This is a genomic window from Micromonospora sp. BRA006-A, from assembly GCF_033433935.1.
Taxonomy (GTDB): domain Bacteria; phylum Actinomycetota; class Actinomycetes; order Mycobacteriales; family Micromonosporaceae; genus Micromonospora; species Micromonospora aurantiaca.
In genome coordinates this window covers 6,394,191-6,408,717 of record NZ_JANCLW010000001.1, presented here as the reverse complement: position 1 = coordinate 6,408,717, position 14,527 = coordinate 6,394,191, and the positions used below count along the sequence as shown (strand labels likewise).

The window sequence follows — 14,527 nt, the reverse complement described above, 5'->3', positions numbered from 1 at the left end:
GGGCCGCCCGAGACAGCGACGATTCCTGATGCCACCCCGTTCGACCTGGCGGCCGGTGGATGAGAAGCTACCCCGGCGGGGCGGCGTTCCCCCGAGTACCGCCCTCCGCGATCGACACCTGTCACGGCACGGACCAGGGTCGCCGGGCGCACCATCGCCCGGACGCCACATACCGGCATCTCACGAGGAGTTCCATGTCCGTCACCGGGATGCGACGCCGGGCCGCCGTCGGCCTGGCCGCACTCGCCGCGACCGCGTTCACCGCGGTCGCCGTCACCCCCGACCAGGCCGAGGCCCGCCCGAAGCCGGTCGACGTCCAGTTGCTCGCGATCAACGACTTCCACGGCAACCTGGAACCGCCGAGCGGATCCAGCGGCACCATCGACGGCCAGCCGGCCGGTGGCGCGGAATACCTGGCCAGCCACCTGAAGTCGATGCGCGCCGAGGCCAAGAGGCAGGGCAAGGGCACCGTCACCGTCGCCGCCGGTGACCTGATCGGCGCCTCGCCGCTGCTGTCCGCCGCGTTCCACGACGAGCCCACCATCGAGGAGATGAACCTCGCCGGGCTGGAGTTCGCGAGCGTCGGCAACCACGAGTTCGACGAGGGCGCGTCCGAGCTGCTGCGCATGCAGCGCGGCGGCTGCCACCCGGTGGACGGCTGCGCCGACGGCACCCCGTTCGGTGGCGCCAAGTTCTCGTACCTCTCGGCGAACGCCTTCAAGACCTCCACCGGTCTGCCGCTGATGCAGCCGTTCGGCATCAAGATCGTCAAGGGTGTCCCGATCGGCTTCATCGGGATGACCCTGGAGGGCACCCCGAACATCGTCAGCCAGCAGGGTGTCGCCGGCCTGCGGTTCACCGACGAGGCCGACACCGCCAACAAGTACGCCAAGATCCTGCGCCTGCTCGGGGTCAAGAGCATCGTCGTGCTGCTGCACGAGGGCGGTGTGCAGAACGGTGGCGGCATCAACGACTGCACCGGCTTCAGCGGCCCGATCGTGGACATCGCCAACCGGATGGACCCGTCCATCGACGTGATCGTCAGCGGGCACACCCACGCCGCGTACAACTGCAACATCAACGGCAAGCTGGTCACCAGCGCCAGCTCGTTCGGTCGCCTGGTCACCCAGATCGACCTGAAGATCGACCCGCGTACCCGCGACGTGGTCACCGCGTCCGCGAACAACGTGGTGGTCACCCGGGACGTCGAGCCGGACCGGCCCTCGACCGACCTGATCAACCGGTACAAGACCGCGCTCGGCCCGGTGGCCGACCGGGTGGTCGGCGAGACCACCGCCGCGATCACCAAGACCCAGGAGAACCTGTACCAGACCGGGGTCGACGCCAACGGCAAGCCGACGTACCAGACCGGTGAGTCGCCGCTGGGCAACCTGATCGCCGACGCGCAGCTCGCCGCGACCGACACCGAGCAGAACGCGGTCGCCGCGTTCATGAACCCCGGTGGCGTACGCGCCGACCTCGACGCCGGCCCGGTCACCTACGCCGAGGCGTTCACCGTGCAGCCGTTCGCCAACAACCTGGTGACGCTCGACCTGACCGGCGCGCAGCTCTACTGCATGCTGGAGCAGCAGTTCACCGTCGCGCGCGTGCTCTACGCGTCCTCGACCGTCAACTACGTCGTGGACGTCAACGGCACCACCGCGCCGGCCGGCACGCCGTGCGCCGGCACCCGCGTGGTCCGGGGCAGCCTCACCATCAACGGCACCCCGGTGACGGACACCGCCACCTACCGGGTCACCGTGAACAACTTCCTCGCCGGTGGCGGTGACGGCTTCAGCGTCCTGACCGGCGGCACCAACGCGGTGACCGGCCAGATCGACCTGGACGCCTTCACCGCGTACCTGACCGAGAAGTCGCCGGTCTCCCCGCCGGCGCTGGACCGGATCCGCACGACCACCGAGGTCGCTGCCGGCTGACGGCCGACCGCACCACCGACGGGCCCCGGAGCGTTCGCTTCGGGGCCCGTTCGCGTCCGGCGGCCCGTTTCGTCGCGGGCCGCCGGCTTGTCAGGTCGCCCGCGCGGGCTCGGGCGCAGGCGTCGCGGCGGCCGTCGGGCGGCCGTCCTGCGCGGCGGTGAGCAGCGGGCGCAGCGACAGCGCCAGCAGCGAGGCGGCCAGGCAGCCGCCCACCACGACGGCCACCCAGACCCGGCCGTTCGCCGCGCCGATAAGCGGACCGGCGGTGACCGGGCCGACCACGCCGCTGATCCCGAAGATCATCGAGCTCATCGCGTTGTACCGGCCGCGCAGCTCGTCGGTGGCGAGCGCGTTTGTGATCGCGGGCATGACCGGCGACAGCATCGTCTCGCCGAACCCGAAGATCGCCGAGCAGGCCACCACGCCGAGCGCCGCGAGCACCGCGTTGCCGCTGCCCACCACGCCCGCCGCGCCGAGCACCAGCCACGCGCCGGCGAAGACCGCGCCGACGGTGGCGAGCGCACGGGTACGGCTGCGTCCCTCCAGCCGCCGGATCACCAGCAGCTGCGAGAGCACGATCATGACGGTGTTCGCGGCCAGCGCCCACGCCACCACCCGGGGCGTCACCTCGACCACCCGGACCGAGTACGCCGCGAAGCCCACCTCGATCTGCGCGTACCCGCAGGTGGTGAGCACCAGGCCGAAGACGACCAGGCGGCGGAACGGCCGGTCCCGCAGCACCGTGAGGTAGCCGCCGGTCCTCTGGTCGTCAGCCTTCGCGCCGGCGGCCACGGCCGGGCGGCGCCCGACGTGCGGCAGCGTGAGCAGGATCAACGCGGGGGTCAGGTAGCTCACCGCGTCCAGCAGGTAGATCACCTCGAAGGTGATCGGGCGGGCCACGTCGACCACCGCGCCGGAGATCAGGCCGCCGGTGCCGATACCCAGGTTGAGCAGCGCGAAGTTGAGCCCGAAGACGCGCTGCCTCTCGCCGTCGTCGGTCAGCGAGGCGAGGATCGTGTTCTGCCCGGCCCAGATCGCCGAGCTGCCGACGGCGATCAGCGTCATCACGCCGAACGCCGAGGCGGTCGAGTCGACGAGCGCCAGCGAGCCGGTGCCGATCGCCTCGACCACCAGGCAGGGCAGCACCACCCGGCGCGCGCCGAACCGGTCGATGAACGTGCCGGCCAGCGGCGAGAGAGCCAGCGTGACAGCGCCGAACCAGCCGATCACCAACCCGGCCCGGGTGTCGGTCAGGCCGCGTACGTCGGTGAGGTAGATGAACAGGAACGGCAGGGTGAGGCCGCGCCCGACGGCGGAGAACAGGGTGCCGAGCAGGATCCGGCGGGCTTCGGGACGGGCGGGCAGGGCGCGGCGCAGCATGGCAGGGATTCTGTTCGGCGGGTACGACTACCGCGACCCGTTTACCCCTTACACGCGCGGTCGCCGGGCCGGAAGGTGAGCGAGCACACGTGCTCTGCCATGCTGGGCCGGTGACGACGACCTGGCGGCACCTGCCCGCACCGGCCCGCGAGATCGCCGAGACGGCCACCGACGCGGTGAGCGCCGCGCAGGCCCGCGACGCCGAGGCGTACGCCCCGGCCGTCGCGCGGCTGGCCGCCGCCGACCGGTCCGGGCTGGTCCTCGGCGGCGTGGTCCGGCTGCTGCTGGAGGAGGGCCACCCGGACGGGCTGGACGGCGACGACGTACGCCAGGTGCTGGAACAGTGCGTCCGGTCGGCGGCGACCTGGTGGCCCGGCGTCGACCCGCACGTGCTGCTGGTGCTGCTGGCCGGCGCGCTCGGCGTCTACGACCCGGGTGACGACGAGAACCCGCCCGACCCGGCGGCGATCGCCCGGCACGCGCCGCTGCTGGTGGCCGATCTGCTGGCGGTCACCGGGCGGCCGTTCGCCGAGTACCTGACCGCCGCGTTCGCCGAGGTGGCGCGGACGGAGACGCACGACTGACGGTTCTTGCCGGCGCGCTTGTCGGCGCGCGGCCCGGCGGTGGGCCCGCTTACGGGCTGGCGGCCAGGAAGACGAACGCGGCGAGCAGCACCAGGTGCACCCCGCCCTGGAGCACAGTCGCCCGGCCCGGCACGACGGTGAGCACCGCCGTCACCGCGGTCAGCGCCAGCAGCGTCATCTGGGTGCCGCCCAGGCCCAGCACCAGCGGCCCGTCCAGCCAGATCGAGGCGATCGCGATGGCCGGGATGGTCAGGCCGATGCTGGCCATGGCCGAACCGAGCGCGAGGTTGAGGCTGATCTGTACCCGGTCCCGCCGGGCCGCCCGAGCCGCGGCGAGCGTCTCCGGCAGCAGCACCAGCAGCGCGATGACCACGCCGACGAACGCCTGCGGCAGGTTCGCCGCGCTGACCGCCGTCTCGATCGCCGGGGAGATCGTCTTCGCGTCGCCGACCACCGCGACGAGCGCCACCACCAGCAGGGCCAGGCTGGCCAGTGCGGTACGGGTGGACGGCGGCTCGGCGTGCCCGTCGCCGGTCTTGTCCTCGGCGAGGATGCTGCCCTCCTGCGTGACCGGGAGGAAGTAGTCGCGGTGCCGGCCGGTCTGCACCATGACGAACAGCAGGTAGAGCGCGAGCGAGGCGACCGCCGCGAAGGCGAGCTGCGCGGGGGAGAACTCCGGGCCCGGCCGGCTCGTGGTGAACGTCGGCACCACCATGCTGAGCGTGGCGAGCGTGGCCACCGTGGCGAGCGCCCCGCCGGTGCCCTCCGGATTGAAGACCGCCACCTTTCGCCGCAGCGCGCCGAGTAGCAGCGACAGGCCGAGGATGCCGTTGCAGGTGATCATCACAGCGGCGAAGACGGTGTCCCGCGCCAGCGCCTGCGTCTTGTCGCCACCGCTGATCATCAGTGTGACGATCAGACCGACTTCGATCACGGTGACCGCCACCGCGAGCACGAGTGACCCGTACGGCTCACCGACCTTGTGCGCGACCACCTCGGCGTGGTGGACAGCCGCCAGGACGGCCGCCGCGAGCAGGCCCGCCACCACGAAGATGAGCGGGCCGGGCAGCTCCCGTCCCCAGGTCATCACGAGCACGAGCACGGCGACCAGGGGCGCGACGGTGGTCCAATCGGTCAGGCGGGATCGGATCATCGGCGGCATGCGCATACTTTGCCAGGCAGCGAGGTCAACCGCGCGTGGCGGGGTGGCTTCGGGTAGTCCTGTCGATCTATTCGATCGAGGCCGGTTGCTCCACGTGGGCGAGCACGTCACGGAGGTTCCCGATCACGGTTCCGGTCCAGCCCGGATCGGTGTCCTGGTGTTCCGTCGTCCGCAGCACCGTCATGCCGGCCGCCGCCGCGCCGGCCAGCTCGCCGTCAGCGCCGTCGCCCACGTACACGCAGTCCGCCGGCGCGAAGCCCAGCCGCTGCGCGGCGGCGCGGTAGATCGCCGGATCCGGCTTGGCCAGCCCGGCCTCACAGGAGAACACCGTGACGTCGAAACGCCGGGCGAGCGGGCCGCCCGGCCACGCCTCGGCCGTCTCCGAGGTGGCGTTGCTGATCAGGGCCAGCCGGTGCCCGCGCTCCCGCAGCGCGTCGAGCACGTCCAGCGTGGCGGGCGAGACGCGGCCCAGCACCCGGTGGGCGAGGGCCAGCCGGCGCGCGGCTGCCCGGGCCACCTGCTCATCCGTCGGCGAACCACCGAGGCGCCCGGCGAGGATGCGGACCGTCTCCGCCGCGTTCCACCGGACGAGCCGGTCCCGCCAGGTGGCGTGGTACGCGTCGACGAGCGCCGCCGGATCGACCCCGACCATGAGCGCCATCTCGCCCACCACGCGGTCCCGCTCGTCGTCGGCGCCGTGGACCAGGGTGTGGAAGAGGTCGAAGACGACCGGCCGTGGCATGGCGGGATCCTACTGCGACGGTGGCGGGGCCGGGAAGACGCAGAGGGCACATCCGATCGATCGGATGTGCCCTCTTACCTCTGGTCGGGGTGGCCGGATTCGAACCGACGACCTCTTCGTCCCGAACGAAGCGCGCTACCAAGCTGCGCCACACCCCGAGGCGTGCCGACAAATAGTAGCCCACCCGCCCCCACGGTCAAACTCGGTACCCCCCGCCCCGCGTACCCGGCAGATCTTGGTACGGATCAGCCCTCCGAGGGGCGGCCGCGTACCAAGATCTGCCGGGGGGTCAGCGGGGGATCAGGGTGAGGATGCTGGCCTCTGGGGGGCAGGCGAAGCGGATCGGGGCGGTGGGGTGGGTGCCGAGGCCGGCGGAGACGTGCAGCCAGGAGTCCGAGCCGGGCCAGCGGTGCAGCCCGCGCGCCATCGAGCGGGGCAGCCCGCAGTTGGTCACCAGGGCGCCGTACCCGGGCACGCACACCTGACCGCCGTGGGTGTGCCCGGCGAGCAGCAGACCGAAGCCGTCGGCGGCCATCCGGTCCAGCACGATCGGCTCGGGGGAGTGGGACACCGCTATCGACAGCGCCGTGTCGCCGCTGACCCGGCCGGCCACGGCGTCGTAGTCGTCCCGTTCGATGTGCGGGTCGTCCACGCCGACCAGCTCGATCTCCCGCCCGCCGGCCTTGAGCGTGGTGCGGGCGTTGTTCAGGTCGGCCCAGCCGGCGCCGGTGAGGATGTCGCGCAGTTCCTCGTACGGCAGCGGCACGCCCTCGGTGTACTCCCGGTCGGGCAGGAAGTAGGTGAAGGGGTTCTTGAAGACCGGGCCGGTGTAGTCGTTGGAGCCGAAGACGAACGCGCCGGGCAGGTCGAGCAGCGGCTGCAGGGCGCGCAGCACGCCCGGCACCGACTCCGGGTGCGCCATGTTGTCGCCGGTGACCACGACCAGGTCCGGGTCGAGCGCGGCCAGCGAGGCCACCCAGTCCTGCTTGCGTCGCTGGCCGGGCATCATGTGCAGGTCGGAGAGGTGCAGTACCCGCAGCGGTTCGGCGTCGGTCGGGAGCACCGGTACGTCGTACCGGCGGAGGGTGAACATGTTGCGCTCGATGAGCGACGCGTACGCCAGGGTGGCCGCGCCGGCGGCGACGGTTCCGGCCGCGAGCCGGAATAGTGTGCGCTTTCGCATGGCGTTCAGGGTAGTTTCACCGTCCATGAGCACGCTGAAGGACCGTCTCACCGCCGACATGCGCGCCGCTCTCAAGGCGCGCGACGAGCTGACCACCTCCACGCTGCGGATGGCACTGGCCGCCGTGGGCAACGCCGAGGTCGCCGGCCGGGAAAAGCGCGAGCTCAGCGACGACGAGGTGCTCGCCGTGCTGACCAAGGAGGCCAAGAAGCGCCGCGAGGCGGCGGTGGCGTTCGCCGACGCCGGGCGCGCCGAGCAGGCCGGCAAGGAGACCGCCGAGGGTGAGGTGCTGGAGCGCTATCTGCCCAAGCAGCTCTCCGACGAGGAACTGGCCGAGCTGGTCTCGGGGGCGCTCACCGCGGGCGGCTTCACCGGCAAGGCGCAGATGGGCCCGGCCATGAAGGCGGCCCAGGGCGCCGTGGCCGGCCGGGCCGAGGGTGGTCGGGTCGCCGCCGAGGTACGCCGCCAGCTCGGCCTCTGACCCGGGCGCTCCGGTAGCGCGGAAACGACGACGGCCACCTCCCGGGGGAGGTGGCCGTCGCTGTCTGCTGTCCGGGGTCAGTTCCCCGGTCGTCCCGGTCTGCCGTTGCCCCCGCCCGGCCCACCCGGCCGGTCCGGTGTCGCGGTGCCGCCCTGCTCCGGGGTGCCCGTGCCCTGGCCGGAGCTGACCTCGATCATCACCACGCCACCCTTGATGGTGCGCCCGTCCGGGCTGGTGCCGGCGGCGGTGCCGGCCGGGCACTCCGACGGCACCTTGTTGCTGGAGACCACCGGCTCGAAGCCGGCACCCTTCAGCCGGGACTTCGCGGTGTCGATCGACTCGCACTTCACGCCCGGGATGGAGCGCTGGTCACCCAGGACGATCTTGCCGCTGGGCGGCGTGAAGTTCTTCCGCTCCTTGCCCTTCATCGCGTCGCGCAGCGTCTGGTAGACCGCCGGGTTGATGCCCTGGGGCGTCTCGTCGTGGCCCATCTTCTGGTTGGTCTGCGGCCAGTCCGGGTCGGCCATGATGCCGGCCACCGCGTACTGCTTGGTCATCGCGACCAGGGCCGAGGTGCGGTCGGAGTCGGTGGTGCCGGACTTGCCGGCCACCGGCGCGTTGACGATGTTGCGGACGTTGCCGGCGGTGGCGGGGCCGCACTTGGTGGTGGAGGAGCGGTCACCGACCGGGCAGCGCGCGGCGTCCACGGCGGCGCGGGCCACCTCGGTGCTGACGCGCTGCTCGCAGCGGGGGTTGGCGACGTCCAGCTTCTCGCCGTCCGGGCCGCGGATCTCCTGCACCGGGATCGGCTCGCAGTACGTGCCGTCGGCGGCGAGCGTGGCGTACGCGTTCGCCAGCTCCAGCGGCGTGGTCTGGGAGACGCCGAGGCTGAACGCGCCCCACTGGTGCGGGTTGGCGGCGAGCTGCGCGTCGCTCGACGAGCGGAACGTGATGCCGAGCTTCTGCGCGGCCTTCACCACGTTCTCCGCGCCGACCCGCTGCTGCAGGTCGATGAAGAACGTGTTCACCGAGAAGCCGAAGCCGCTCCACATGTTGTGCATGCCGGCCATCGCGGGGTTGGCGTTCTTCGGGCAGTACTTGCTGGTGCCCGGGCAGGCGGCGGGGGAGTTGAACTCGACCGGGTAGTCCGACTTGAACACCGGCTGCGCGTTGATGGGGTAGCTGAGCGGGTAGCCCTTCTCCAGCGCGGCCACCAGCGTGAAGATCTTGAAGGTCGAGCCGGCCTGGTAGCCGGCGATGCCGGGACCACCGGTGACCAGCGGGTTCACCGTGTTGGGGTAGTTGCCCCGGATCTTCTTCTTGGCCTTCTTCGGGTCGCTGGAAATCTTGTTCTGCGGGTCGGCCGGGTCGTCGAGCTTGAAGTTCCGGTTCACCGCCACGGCGCGGACCCGGCCGGTGCCCGGTTCGACGGCGGCCACCATCCGGGCCGCCTTGCTGCTCTCGCCGAGCTTGTTGCGGACGGCCTTGTCGGCGCCCTTCTGCGCCTGGACGTCCAGCGTGGAGATGATCGTGTAGCCGCCGCTCTTGAGCCGCCGCTCCCGGTCGTACGACGTGGCGCCGAACGTCTCCTGCTGGAGCCACCAGCGGTAGAGGTAGTCGCAGAAGAAGCCCCAGGAGCGGGTGGTGGTCTGGGTGCAGCCGTTCGGGGTGCGCTTGCCCCTGACCTCGAGCTTGATCTTCTTGGCGGCGTCCGCCTCCTGCTGGTTGATCGCGCCGATCTGCACCATGTTCTGGATGACGTAGTCGCGCCGGCCGACCGCCTCCGGGTAGCCCGACTTGGTGGTCGGGTCGAACGAGGTGGGGGCCTTCACCATGCCGGCGAGCATCGCCGACTCCTGGATGTCGAGCTTGCTCGGCGGCTTGTTGAAGTAGACCTGGCTGGCCGCCCAGATGCCGTACGCGCCGTTGCCGAACGCGGCGATGTTCAGGTAGCGCCGGAGGATCTCGTCCTTGGAGAGCTCCTTGTCGACCTGGAGCGCCAGGCTCATCTCGCGCAGCTTGCGACCGCTGGTGTCCTCGGTCGCGGCGACGACGTCGGCCGGGTGCGTGGCCGAGTAGGAGATGGCCAGCCGGACGTACTGCATGGTGAGCGTCGACGCGCCCTGCCGGGAGGAGCCGGCGGCCTGGTTGTTGACGAAGGCCCGCGCCACACCGTTGATGTCCACGCCGTTGTGCTTGTAGAAGTCGTGGTCCTCGGCCGCGATGATGGCCTTCTGCATGTACGGCGAGATGTCCTTGAGCTGGACGTCCTTGCGGTTCTCGTCGTACATCGTGGCCAGCACGGTCTTGCCGTCGGACGCGAGCAGCTTGGTGATCTGCGGGGCCCGGGCGACTGTCAGCTCCTTGGGCAGCGCCTCGAACGTCTCCGCTCCGGCCTTGGCGGCCAGTCCGGACATCGCTGCCACGGGGAAGGCCGCCGCGGCGACCACCACTCCGGCCAACAGGCCGCAGATCAGCAGCGATGCGGCGTTGGTCAGCACGTTGTGGTCACGTTTCCGCATCCAGGTCACCTCGACAGGGTACGCGAGCAGGAATCGGCGGGCGCGCGGGGAAGTTTCCCCATTTCCTGCACGCGCCGGCCTCGTTGTGCTAAACGCACGAGCCCTGGTCCGAGGTTGCGTGGGATCCGGCGGAAGTCTCGCCGAACTCCGGGAGCGGCGCAGCGTTTTTACGTAATCGGGCGGGGTAGTCGCGGGGCGAAAGCCCGGGAAGCCGGGAGTGTCCGGAATGATGGATTTCGCCGACAACGTTGCGTAATCGGGCGACTACACAGCATGATGGTGGCGGCGATCGCAGCCGGTGTCGTTCGTGCCGCCCTGGGGAGGCCGGGGCGAACGACCGGGGGGAAGTACGACGGCTGCTCGCGCGAAGTCGGTAGGTACTGCAAGGGGGGACGTGTACAGATGGGCATGATCACTGACTGGCCGTCACTGGCGGCATGTCAGAACGGAGACCCGGACGCGTTGTTCGTACAGGGCGCCGAACAGAACGTGGCGAAGAGGATCTGCCGGAGCTGCCCAGTTCGGTACGAGTGCCTGGCCGACGCGCTCGACAACCGGATCGAGTTCGGCGTGTGGGGTGGCATGACCGAGCGCGAGCGCCGGGCGTTGCTGCGCCGTCACCCGCAGGTCACCAGCTGGCGCAAGATGTTCGAGGCGGCCATGAAGAAGAACGCCAAGGAGAAGGCCGGCAAGGACAAGGTCCTGGTCACCACGGCCACCTGACCGCACCGGTCAGCTCCGGCTGATCGCCTCGCCGATCGTCCGCAGCCCGTCGACGTCGTGCACGTCGGCGGGCTGCGCCGTCACCGACACCGCCGACACCGCCGGGAACGCCTCGGTGAACCGCGCCGCCACCTGCTCCTCGCGTACCGCCTGCTGGGCCAGCGCGGCATGCGCGCGCAACACCTCGACGGTGCCTTCGTGCCCACCCAGGCCGGCCAGCCGCTCGGCGGCGGCCAGGCTCTCCGCGGCGGACAGGTCGGCCGCCGGCCGGTGCACCCGGTTGAGCACCAGCCCGGCCAGCGGCATCCGCTCGGACCGCAGGCGGCCGGCGAAGTAGGCGGCCTCCCGGACCGCGTCCGGCTCCGGCGCCGCGACCAGCAGGAACGCCGTCTCCCGGGCCTGCAGGATCCGGTACGTCTGCTCGGCGCGCTGCCGGAACCCGCCGAACATCGAGTCGAGGGCGGCCACGAAGCCGGACAGATCAGTGAGCAGCTGGGCGCCGATCACCTTCTGCACCACCTTGGAGAACATCCCGAAGCTCGCCGTGACCAGGCTGAACATGCTCCGCCCGCCGCTGCGCGCCGGCGCCAGCAGCAGCCGCAGCATCCGGCCGTCGAGGAACCGGGACAGCCGGGCCGGCGCGTCCAGGAAGTCGAGCGCGGACCGCGACGGCGGCGTGTCCACCACGATCAGATCCCACTCGCCCCGCGCGTGCAACTGGCCCAGCTTCTCCATCGCCATGTACTCCTGCGTGCCGGCGAAGGTGGAACTCATGGCCTGGTAGAAGGGGTTCGCGAAGATCTCCGCGGCCTTCGCCGGGTCGGTGTGCTGGAGCACCACGTCGTCGAACGTGCGCTTCATGTCGAGCATCATGGCGTGCAGCTCGCCGCCGCTGGCCTCGACGTCGATGCCCTTCACCTGCCGGGGTGTGTTGTCCAGCTCGGTCAGGCCGAGCGACTGCGCCAGCCGGCGGGCCGGGTCGATGGTGAGCACCACCGTCCGCCGGCCGTGCCGCTCGGCCGCCCGCAGCGCCAGCGCCGCGGCGGTGGTCGTCTTGCCGACGCCGCCCGCCCCGCAGCAGACCACGATCCGTACGCCGTCGTCGGCGAGGATCTGGTCGACGTCAAGCGGAGGCGCCGCGTCTTCGGAAGGCACCAATCGAGCGTATCGGTCCCGAGGGCCTCTCTGCTCCGTGCCGGCCGCAGGTGTGAGTCAATCCGCCCGGACGAGGGCCTCGGCGAGCGTCTCCAGCCCGGCCCGGTCGACCCCCTCGGGCAGCAGCGGCAACTCGACCAGGGGCAGGCCCAGATCCACCAGGTCACCCCGCAGGGAGTCCTCCAGCTCACGGCGTACCTGCTGGTCACGAGCCTCCTCGACGAGCCCGGCCACGGTCGGGCCGTCGGTCGGCAGGCCGGCGGAGGCCAGCCCGCGCTTCAGCTCGGCCGCTGTCACCGCCCGCCCGGCCGGCACCGGCGGGCGGACACCGTTGACGATCACGCGGCCGACCGGGAAACCGAGCTGGGTCAGCTCCGCGACCGCGTCGAGCGTCTCCTGGACCGGCATCTCCTCCAGCAGAGTGACCACGTGCACCGCGGTCATCGGGGACCGGAGCAGCGCGGAGACGCCCTCGCTCTGGGTCTTGATCGGGCCGACCTTCGCCAGCCGGGCGGTCTCCGCCGTCACGTTCAGGAAGCGGCCGATCCGCCCGGTCGGCGGCGCGTCCAGCACCACCGCGTCGTACGTCCGGCGCGACCCGCTGGTGCGGGTGGTCGCCTCCTTGACCTTGCCGGTGAGCAGCACGTCGCGCAGGCCCGGCGCGATCGTGGTGGCGAAGTCGATCGCGCCGAGCTTGCGCAGCGCCCGGCCGGCCGCGCCGAGCTTGTAGAACATGTCCAGGTATTCGAGGAGTGCCTCCTCGGCGTCCACCGCCAGCGCCCGCACCTCACCGCCGCCGGGCGCGTCGGCGAGGTGCCGTTCCTCGTACGGCAGCGGGTCGGTGCCGAAGAGCTGTGCGATGCCCTGCCGGCCCTCCACCTCGACCAGCAGGGTGCGCCGGCCCCCGGCGGCCAGGCCGAGGGCCAGCACGGCGGCCACGCTGGTCTTTCCGGTGCCGCCCTTGCCGGTCACCACGTGCAGGCGGGCCGGCCATCTGCCGGCGGACTCGGCCGGCTGCTCACTAGCTGCCACCCGTCGAGCCTAACCAGCCGTTGGGACCAGCCCTGTCCGGCCGGCGGGATCAGCCGACCTCGCAGACCCACCAACCCGTCTTCCGCACCACAGTGAAACGCAGCGCCTGCTCGGCGACCTTCTCGTCGGCGGTGGTCATGGTCACCCGCGCGGAGACGGTGGCCCGGTCCCCGGTCTGGTTGTCGACCGTCGGGGTGGGCCAGCGGAACCGGGGGTTCTGGTACTGCGCGACGTACTCCCGCACCTCGGTGACCTTGGCGGCGATCTTCTCGTCGTCACGGGCCGCCGAGCAGACGAACGTGGCCGCCTTCTCGGGGTCGCGCTCCTGGTAGACGGCCTTGAGGAAGCCGTCCACGGCTACCTGCGGTTCTTTCGCGCCCTGGCCGTCCTCGCTGTTGCGTAAGGCGAGGAACGCGGCAGTGCCCCCACCGCCGCAGAGCACGACCGCGGCGGCCAGCACCAGCGAGACGATCAGCACCGCCGGTCGCTTTCGCGGCGGGGTGTCGGACGGGTACGCCGGCGGACCGGCTGCGGGTGCGGATCCCGGCGGCGCGCCGCCGACGGGCGGCGGTTGCGGATTCGGGTCGCCGGGCGTGCCGGTGTCGCCACCGGCGGGCGGTTGGGTCATCTGTCTCCCCCGGGTTGCGGCTCCCGTCGCCGCCCCAGGCGACGGGCACGGGTCGAGGTGTGCGGGCGCGCGTCGGCGCGCGTCCAGTCCGGAAGGGTATCGGTCGGCGGTGCGCTTGCCAGCCCCGCGTACGCGCCCCGCCGGGCGGACACGGCTACCGCGTTCCCGACCAGCCTTGTGTCGCAAATGTGACTGGACGTGACGAAGCGTGCGCGTCCCGTTGCCGGGACTTGTCGCAGGATCTACCTTCGTCCCCGACGCGGAGAGCCGGGCCGGGGACGGCTCCGAGCCGGATGGCGGTGTTTGTTGTACAGGTACGACGCCCGGAGGCGAAGGATGCGCGACGCGGAGAACAGTCCCCGAGGCCAGTTCCCCGGTGACCGGGCCGGACGGCCGGGTGAGGCCGAGGTGCCGGGCGCGCCGTTCAACGAGCGTTCCTACGGCCCGCCGGCCGAGGCGGTCCGGACGCTGACCCGCTCCGGCGGGAAGGGGCGGGACGAGGACGAGCCCGGCTACGTCATCCATCTCCAGGTCCGGGTGTCCGACCTGGCGGCGGCCACCGCGCTCGCCGGAACCGTGGCCACCTCGCTGGGCTTCCTGGTGGAGCTGGACGCGGGCGAGACCACCGTCTCCACCGCCGACGACCAGAACAACAGGCACCGGGTCTTCTGCGACCTGCTGCTGCCCGACCGCAGCCGGTGCCCGCAGCGCTTCGAGCACGAGGGCCCGTGCGGCGAGCCGCCACCGGCACCGGAGCCGCGTCCCGCGTCCTGGTGACCGCGGCGGACCGTAGGCTGTGCCTGACCGAAGTCCAAGTCAGGCAAGGGAGCCCTCCTCCGATGCAGAAGTGGGAATACGCCACGGTGCCGCTGCTGGTCCACGCGACCAAGCAGATCCTCGACAACTGGGGCGAGGACGGCTGGGAACTGGTCTCCGTGGTCCCCGGCCCGAACCCGGAGCAGCTCGTCGCGTACCTGAAGCGTCCGAAGGGCTGACCT

General features: G+C 71.6%; 14 protein-coding genes and 1 tRNA gene. 6 read left to right on the top strand and 9 right to left on the bottom strand.

Annotation, left to right across the window (positions count from 1 at the left end):
* Window positions 1-194: 194 nt before the first annotated feature.
* Complete coding sequence (locus NMK34_RS29370; RefSeq protein ID WP_318336034.1) at window positions 195-1,937, top strand: bifunctional metallophosphatase/5'-nucleotidase; 1,743 nt, start codon at window positions 195-197, stop codon at window positions 1,935-1,937.
* Between the two features lie 90 nt (window positions 1,938-2,027).
* Here NMK34_RS29370 and NMK34_RS29365 read toward each other — a convergent pair whose 3' ends face one another.
* Window positions 2,028-3,317: an MFS transporter gene (locus tag NMK34_RS29365; RefSeq protein WP_318336033.1), complete on the bottom strand. Its 1,290-nt coding sequence runs from the start codon at window positions 3,315-3,317 to the stop codon at window positions 2,028-2,030.
* Between the two features lie 110 nt (window positions 3,318-3,427).
* On the opposite strand from NMK34_RS29365, the gene NMK34_RS29360 reads away from it, so the two are divergent.
* Window positions 3,428-3,901, top strand: coding sequence for a hypothetical protein (locus tag NMK34_RS29360; protein WP_318336032.1), 474 nt, complete (start codon window positions 3,428-3,430; stop codon window positions 3,899-3,901).
* 49 nt (window positions 3,902-3,950) lie between these two features.
* Here the strand turns inward: NMK34_RS29360 and NMK34_RS29355 are convergent, their stop codons facing one another.
* The 4 genes from NMK34_RS29355 to NMK34_RS29340 form a co-directional block, all read right to left on the bottom strand.
* The gene (locus NMK34_RS29355; protein ID WP_318336031.1) at window positions 3,951-5,054 is read right to left on the bottom strand and encodes an ionic transporter y4hA; all 1,104 of its coding nucleotides are present in this window, start codon (window positions 5,052-5,054) and stop codon (window positions 3,951-3,953) included.
* Window positions 5,055-5,130: 76 nt separating this feature from the next.
* Entirely contained in the window at window positions 5,131-5,805 is a 675-nt protein-coding gene (locus tag NMK34_RS29350; protein ID WP_318336030.1) for an HAD-IA family hydrolase, read from the bottom strand.
* 81 nt (window positions 5,806-5,886) lie between these two features.
* Window positions 5,887-5,963 (bottom strand) — tRNA-Pro (locus NMK34_RS29345).
* A 131-nt stretch (window positions 5,964-6,094) separates the two neighbouring features.
* Window positions 6,095-6,988: a metallophosphoesterase gene (locus NMK34_RS29340; RefSeq protein WP_318336029.1), complete on the bottom strand. Its 894-nt coding sequence runs from the start codon at window positions 6,986-6,988 to the stop codon at window positions 6,095-6,097.
* A gap of 25 nt (window positions 6,989-7,013) precedes the next feature.
* Here NMK34_RS29340 and NMK34_RS29335 point away from each other — a divergent pair, with 25 nt between their 5' ends.
* Window positions 7,014-7,469, top strand: coding sequence for a GatB/YqeY domain-containing protein (locus NMK34_RS29335; RefSeq protein ID WP_194801991.1), 456 nt, complete (start codon window positions 7,014-7,016; stop codon window positions 7,467-7,469).
* A 77-nt stretch (window positions 7,470-7,546) separates the two neighbouring features.
* Here the strand turns inward: NMK34_RS29335 and NMK34_RS29330 are convergent, their stop codons facing one another.
* Window positions 7,547-9,991: a transglycosylase domain-containing protein gene (locus NMK34_RS29330; RefSeq protein ID WP_318336028.1), complete on the bottom strand. Its 2,445-nt coding sequence runs from the start codon at window positions 9,989-9,991 to the stop codon at window positions 7,547-7,549.
* Window positions 9,992-10,393: 402 nt separating this feature from the next.
* Here NMK34_RS29330 and NMK34_RS29325 point away from each other — a divergent pair, with 402 nt between their 5' ends.
* Complete coding sequence (locus NMK34_RS29325; protein ID WP_043327856.1) at window positions 10,394-10,714, top strand: WhiB family transcriptional regulator; 321 nt, start codon at window positions 10,394-10,396, stop codon at window positions 10,712-10,714.
* Window positions 10,715-10,723: 9 nt separating this feature from the next.
* On the opposite strand, the gene NMK34_RS29320 is transcribed toward NMK34_RS29325, so the two are convergent.
* Genes NMK34_RS29320 through NMK34_RS29310 form a run of 3 tightly spaced genes read right to left on the bottom strand, consistent with a single transcriptional unit; the run spans window position 10,724 to window position 13,529 of the window.
* Window positions 10,724-11,872 carry an ArsA family ATPase gene (locus NMK34_RS29320; protein ID WP_318336027.1) on the bottom strand — a complete coding sequence of 383 codons (1,149 nt, stop codon included), beginning with the start codon at window positions 11,870-11,872 and terminating at the stop codon, window positions 10,724-10,726.
* 54 nt (window positions 11,873-11,926) lie between these two features.
* Window positions 11,927-12,901, bottom strand: coding sequence for an ArsA-related P-loop ATPase (locus NMK34_RS29315; RefSeq protein WP_318336026.1), 975 nt, complete (start codon window positions 12,899-12,901; stop codon window positions 11,927-11,929).
* A gap of 49 nt (window positions 12,902-12,950) precedes the next feature.
* The gene (locus NMK34_RS29310) at window positions 12,951-13,529 is read right to left on the bottom strand and encodes a hypothetical protein (protein ID WP_318336025.1); all 579 of its coding nucleotides are present in this window, start codon (window positions 13,527-13,529) and stop codon (window positions 12,951-12,953) included.
* Between the two features lie 336 nt (window positions 13,530-13,865).
* On the opposite strand from NMK34_RS29310, the gene NMK34_RS29305 reads away from it, so the two are divergent.
* Both NMK34_RS29305 and NMK34_RS29300 read left to right on the top strand, forming a co-directional pair.
* Entirely contained in the window at window positions 13,866-14,306 is a 441-nt protein-coding gene (locus tag NMK34_RS29305) for a hypothetical protein (protein WP_318336024.1), read from the top strand.
* Between the two features lie 62 nt (window positions 14,307-14,368).
* Complete coding sequence (locus NMK34_RS29300) at window positions 14,369-14,524, top strand: DUF4177 domain-containing protein (protein ID WP_013289021.1); 156 nt, start codon at window positions 14,369-14,371, stop codon at window positions 14,522-14,524.
* The last annotated feature ends 3 nt before the right edge of the window (window positions 14,525-14,527 follow it).

Bases quoted from the DNA above. Each gene is read 5' to 3' on its own strand.
- NMK34_RS29365 (WP_318336033.1), bottom strand. From the start codon at position 3,317: ATGCTGCGCCGCGCCCTGCCCGCCCGTCCCGAAGCCCGCCGGATCCTG.
- NMK34_RS29355 (WP_318336031.1), bottom strand. From the start codon at position 5,054: ATGATCCGATCCCGCCTGACCGATTGGACCACCGTCGCGCCCCTGGTC.
- NMK34_RS29350 (WP_318336030.1), bottom strand. From the start codon at position 5,805: ATGCCACGGCCGGTCGTCTTCGACCTCTTCCACACCCTGGTCCACGGC.
- NMK34_RS29370 (WP_318336034.1), top strand. From the start codon at position 195: ATGTCCGTCACCGGGATGCGACGCCGGGCCGCCGTCGGCCTGGCCGCA.
- NMK34_RS29305 (WP_318336024.1), top strand. From the start codon at position 13,866: ATGCGCGACGCGGAGAACAGTCCCCGAGGCCAGTTCCCCGGTGACCGG.
- NMK34_RS29310 (WP_318336025.1), bottom strand. From the start codon at position 13,529: ATGACCCAACCGCCCGCCGGTGGCGACACCGGCACGCCCGGCGACCCG.
- NMK34_RS29335 (WP_194801991.1), top strand. From the start codon at position 7,014: ATGAGCACGCTGAAGGACCGTCTCACCGCCGACATGCGCGCCGCTCTC.
- NMK34_RS29300 (WP_013289021.1), top strand. From the start codon at position 14,369: ATGCAGAAGTGGGAATACGCCACGGTGCCGCTGCTGGTCCACGCGACC.
- NMK34_RS29340 (WP_318336029.1), bottom strand. From the start codon at position 6,988: ATGCGAAAGCGCACACTATTCCGGCTCGCGGCCGGAACCGTCGCCGCC.
- NMK34_RS29325 (WP_043327856.1), top strand. From the start codon at position 10,394: ATGGGCATGATCACTGACTGGCCGTCACTGGCGGCATGTCAGAACGGA.
- NMK34_RS29330 (WP_318336028.1), bottom strand. From the start codon at position 9,991: ATGCGGAAACGTGACCACAACGTGCTGACCAACGCCGCATCGCTGCTG.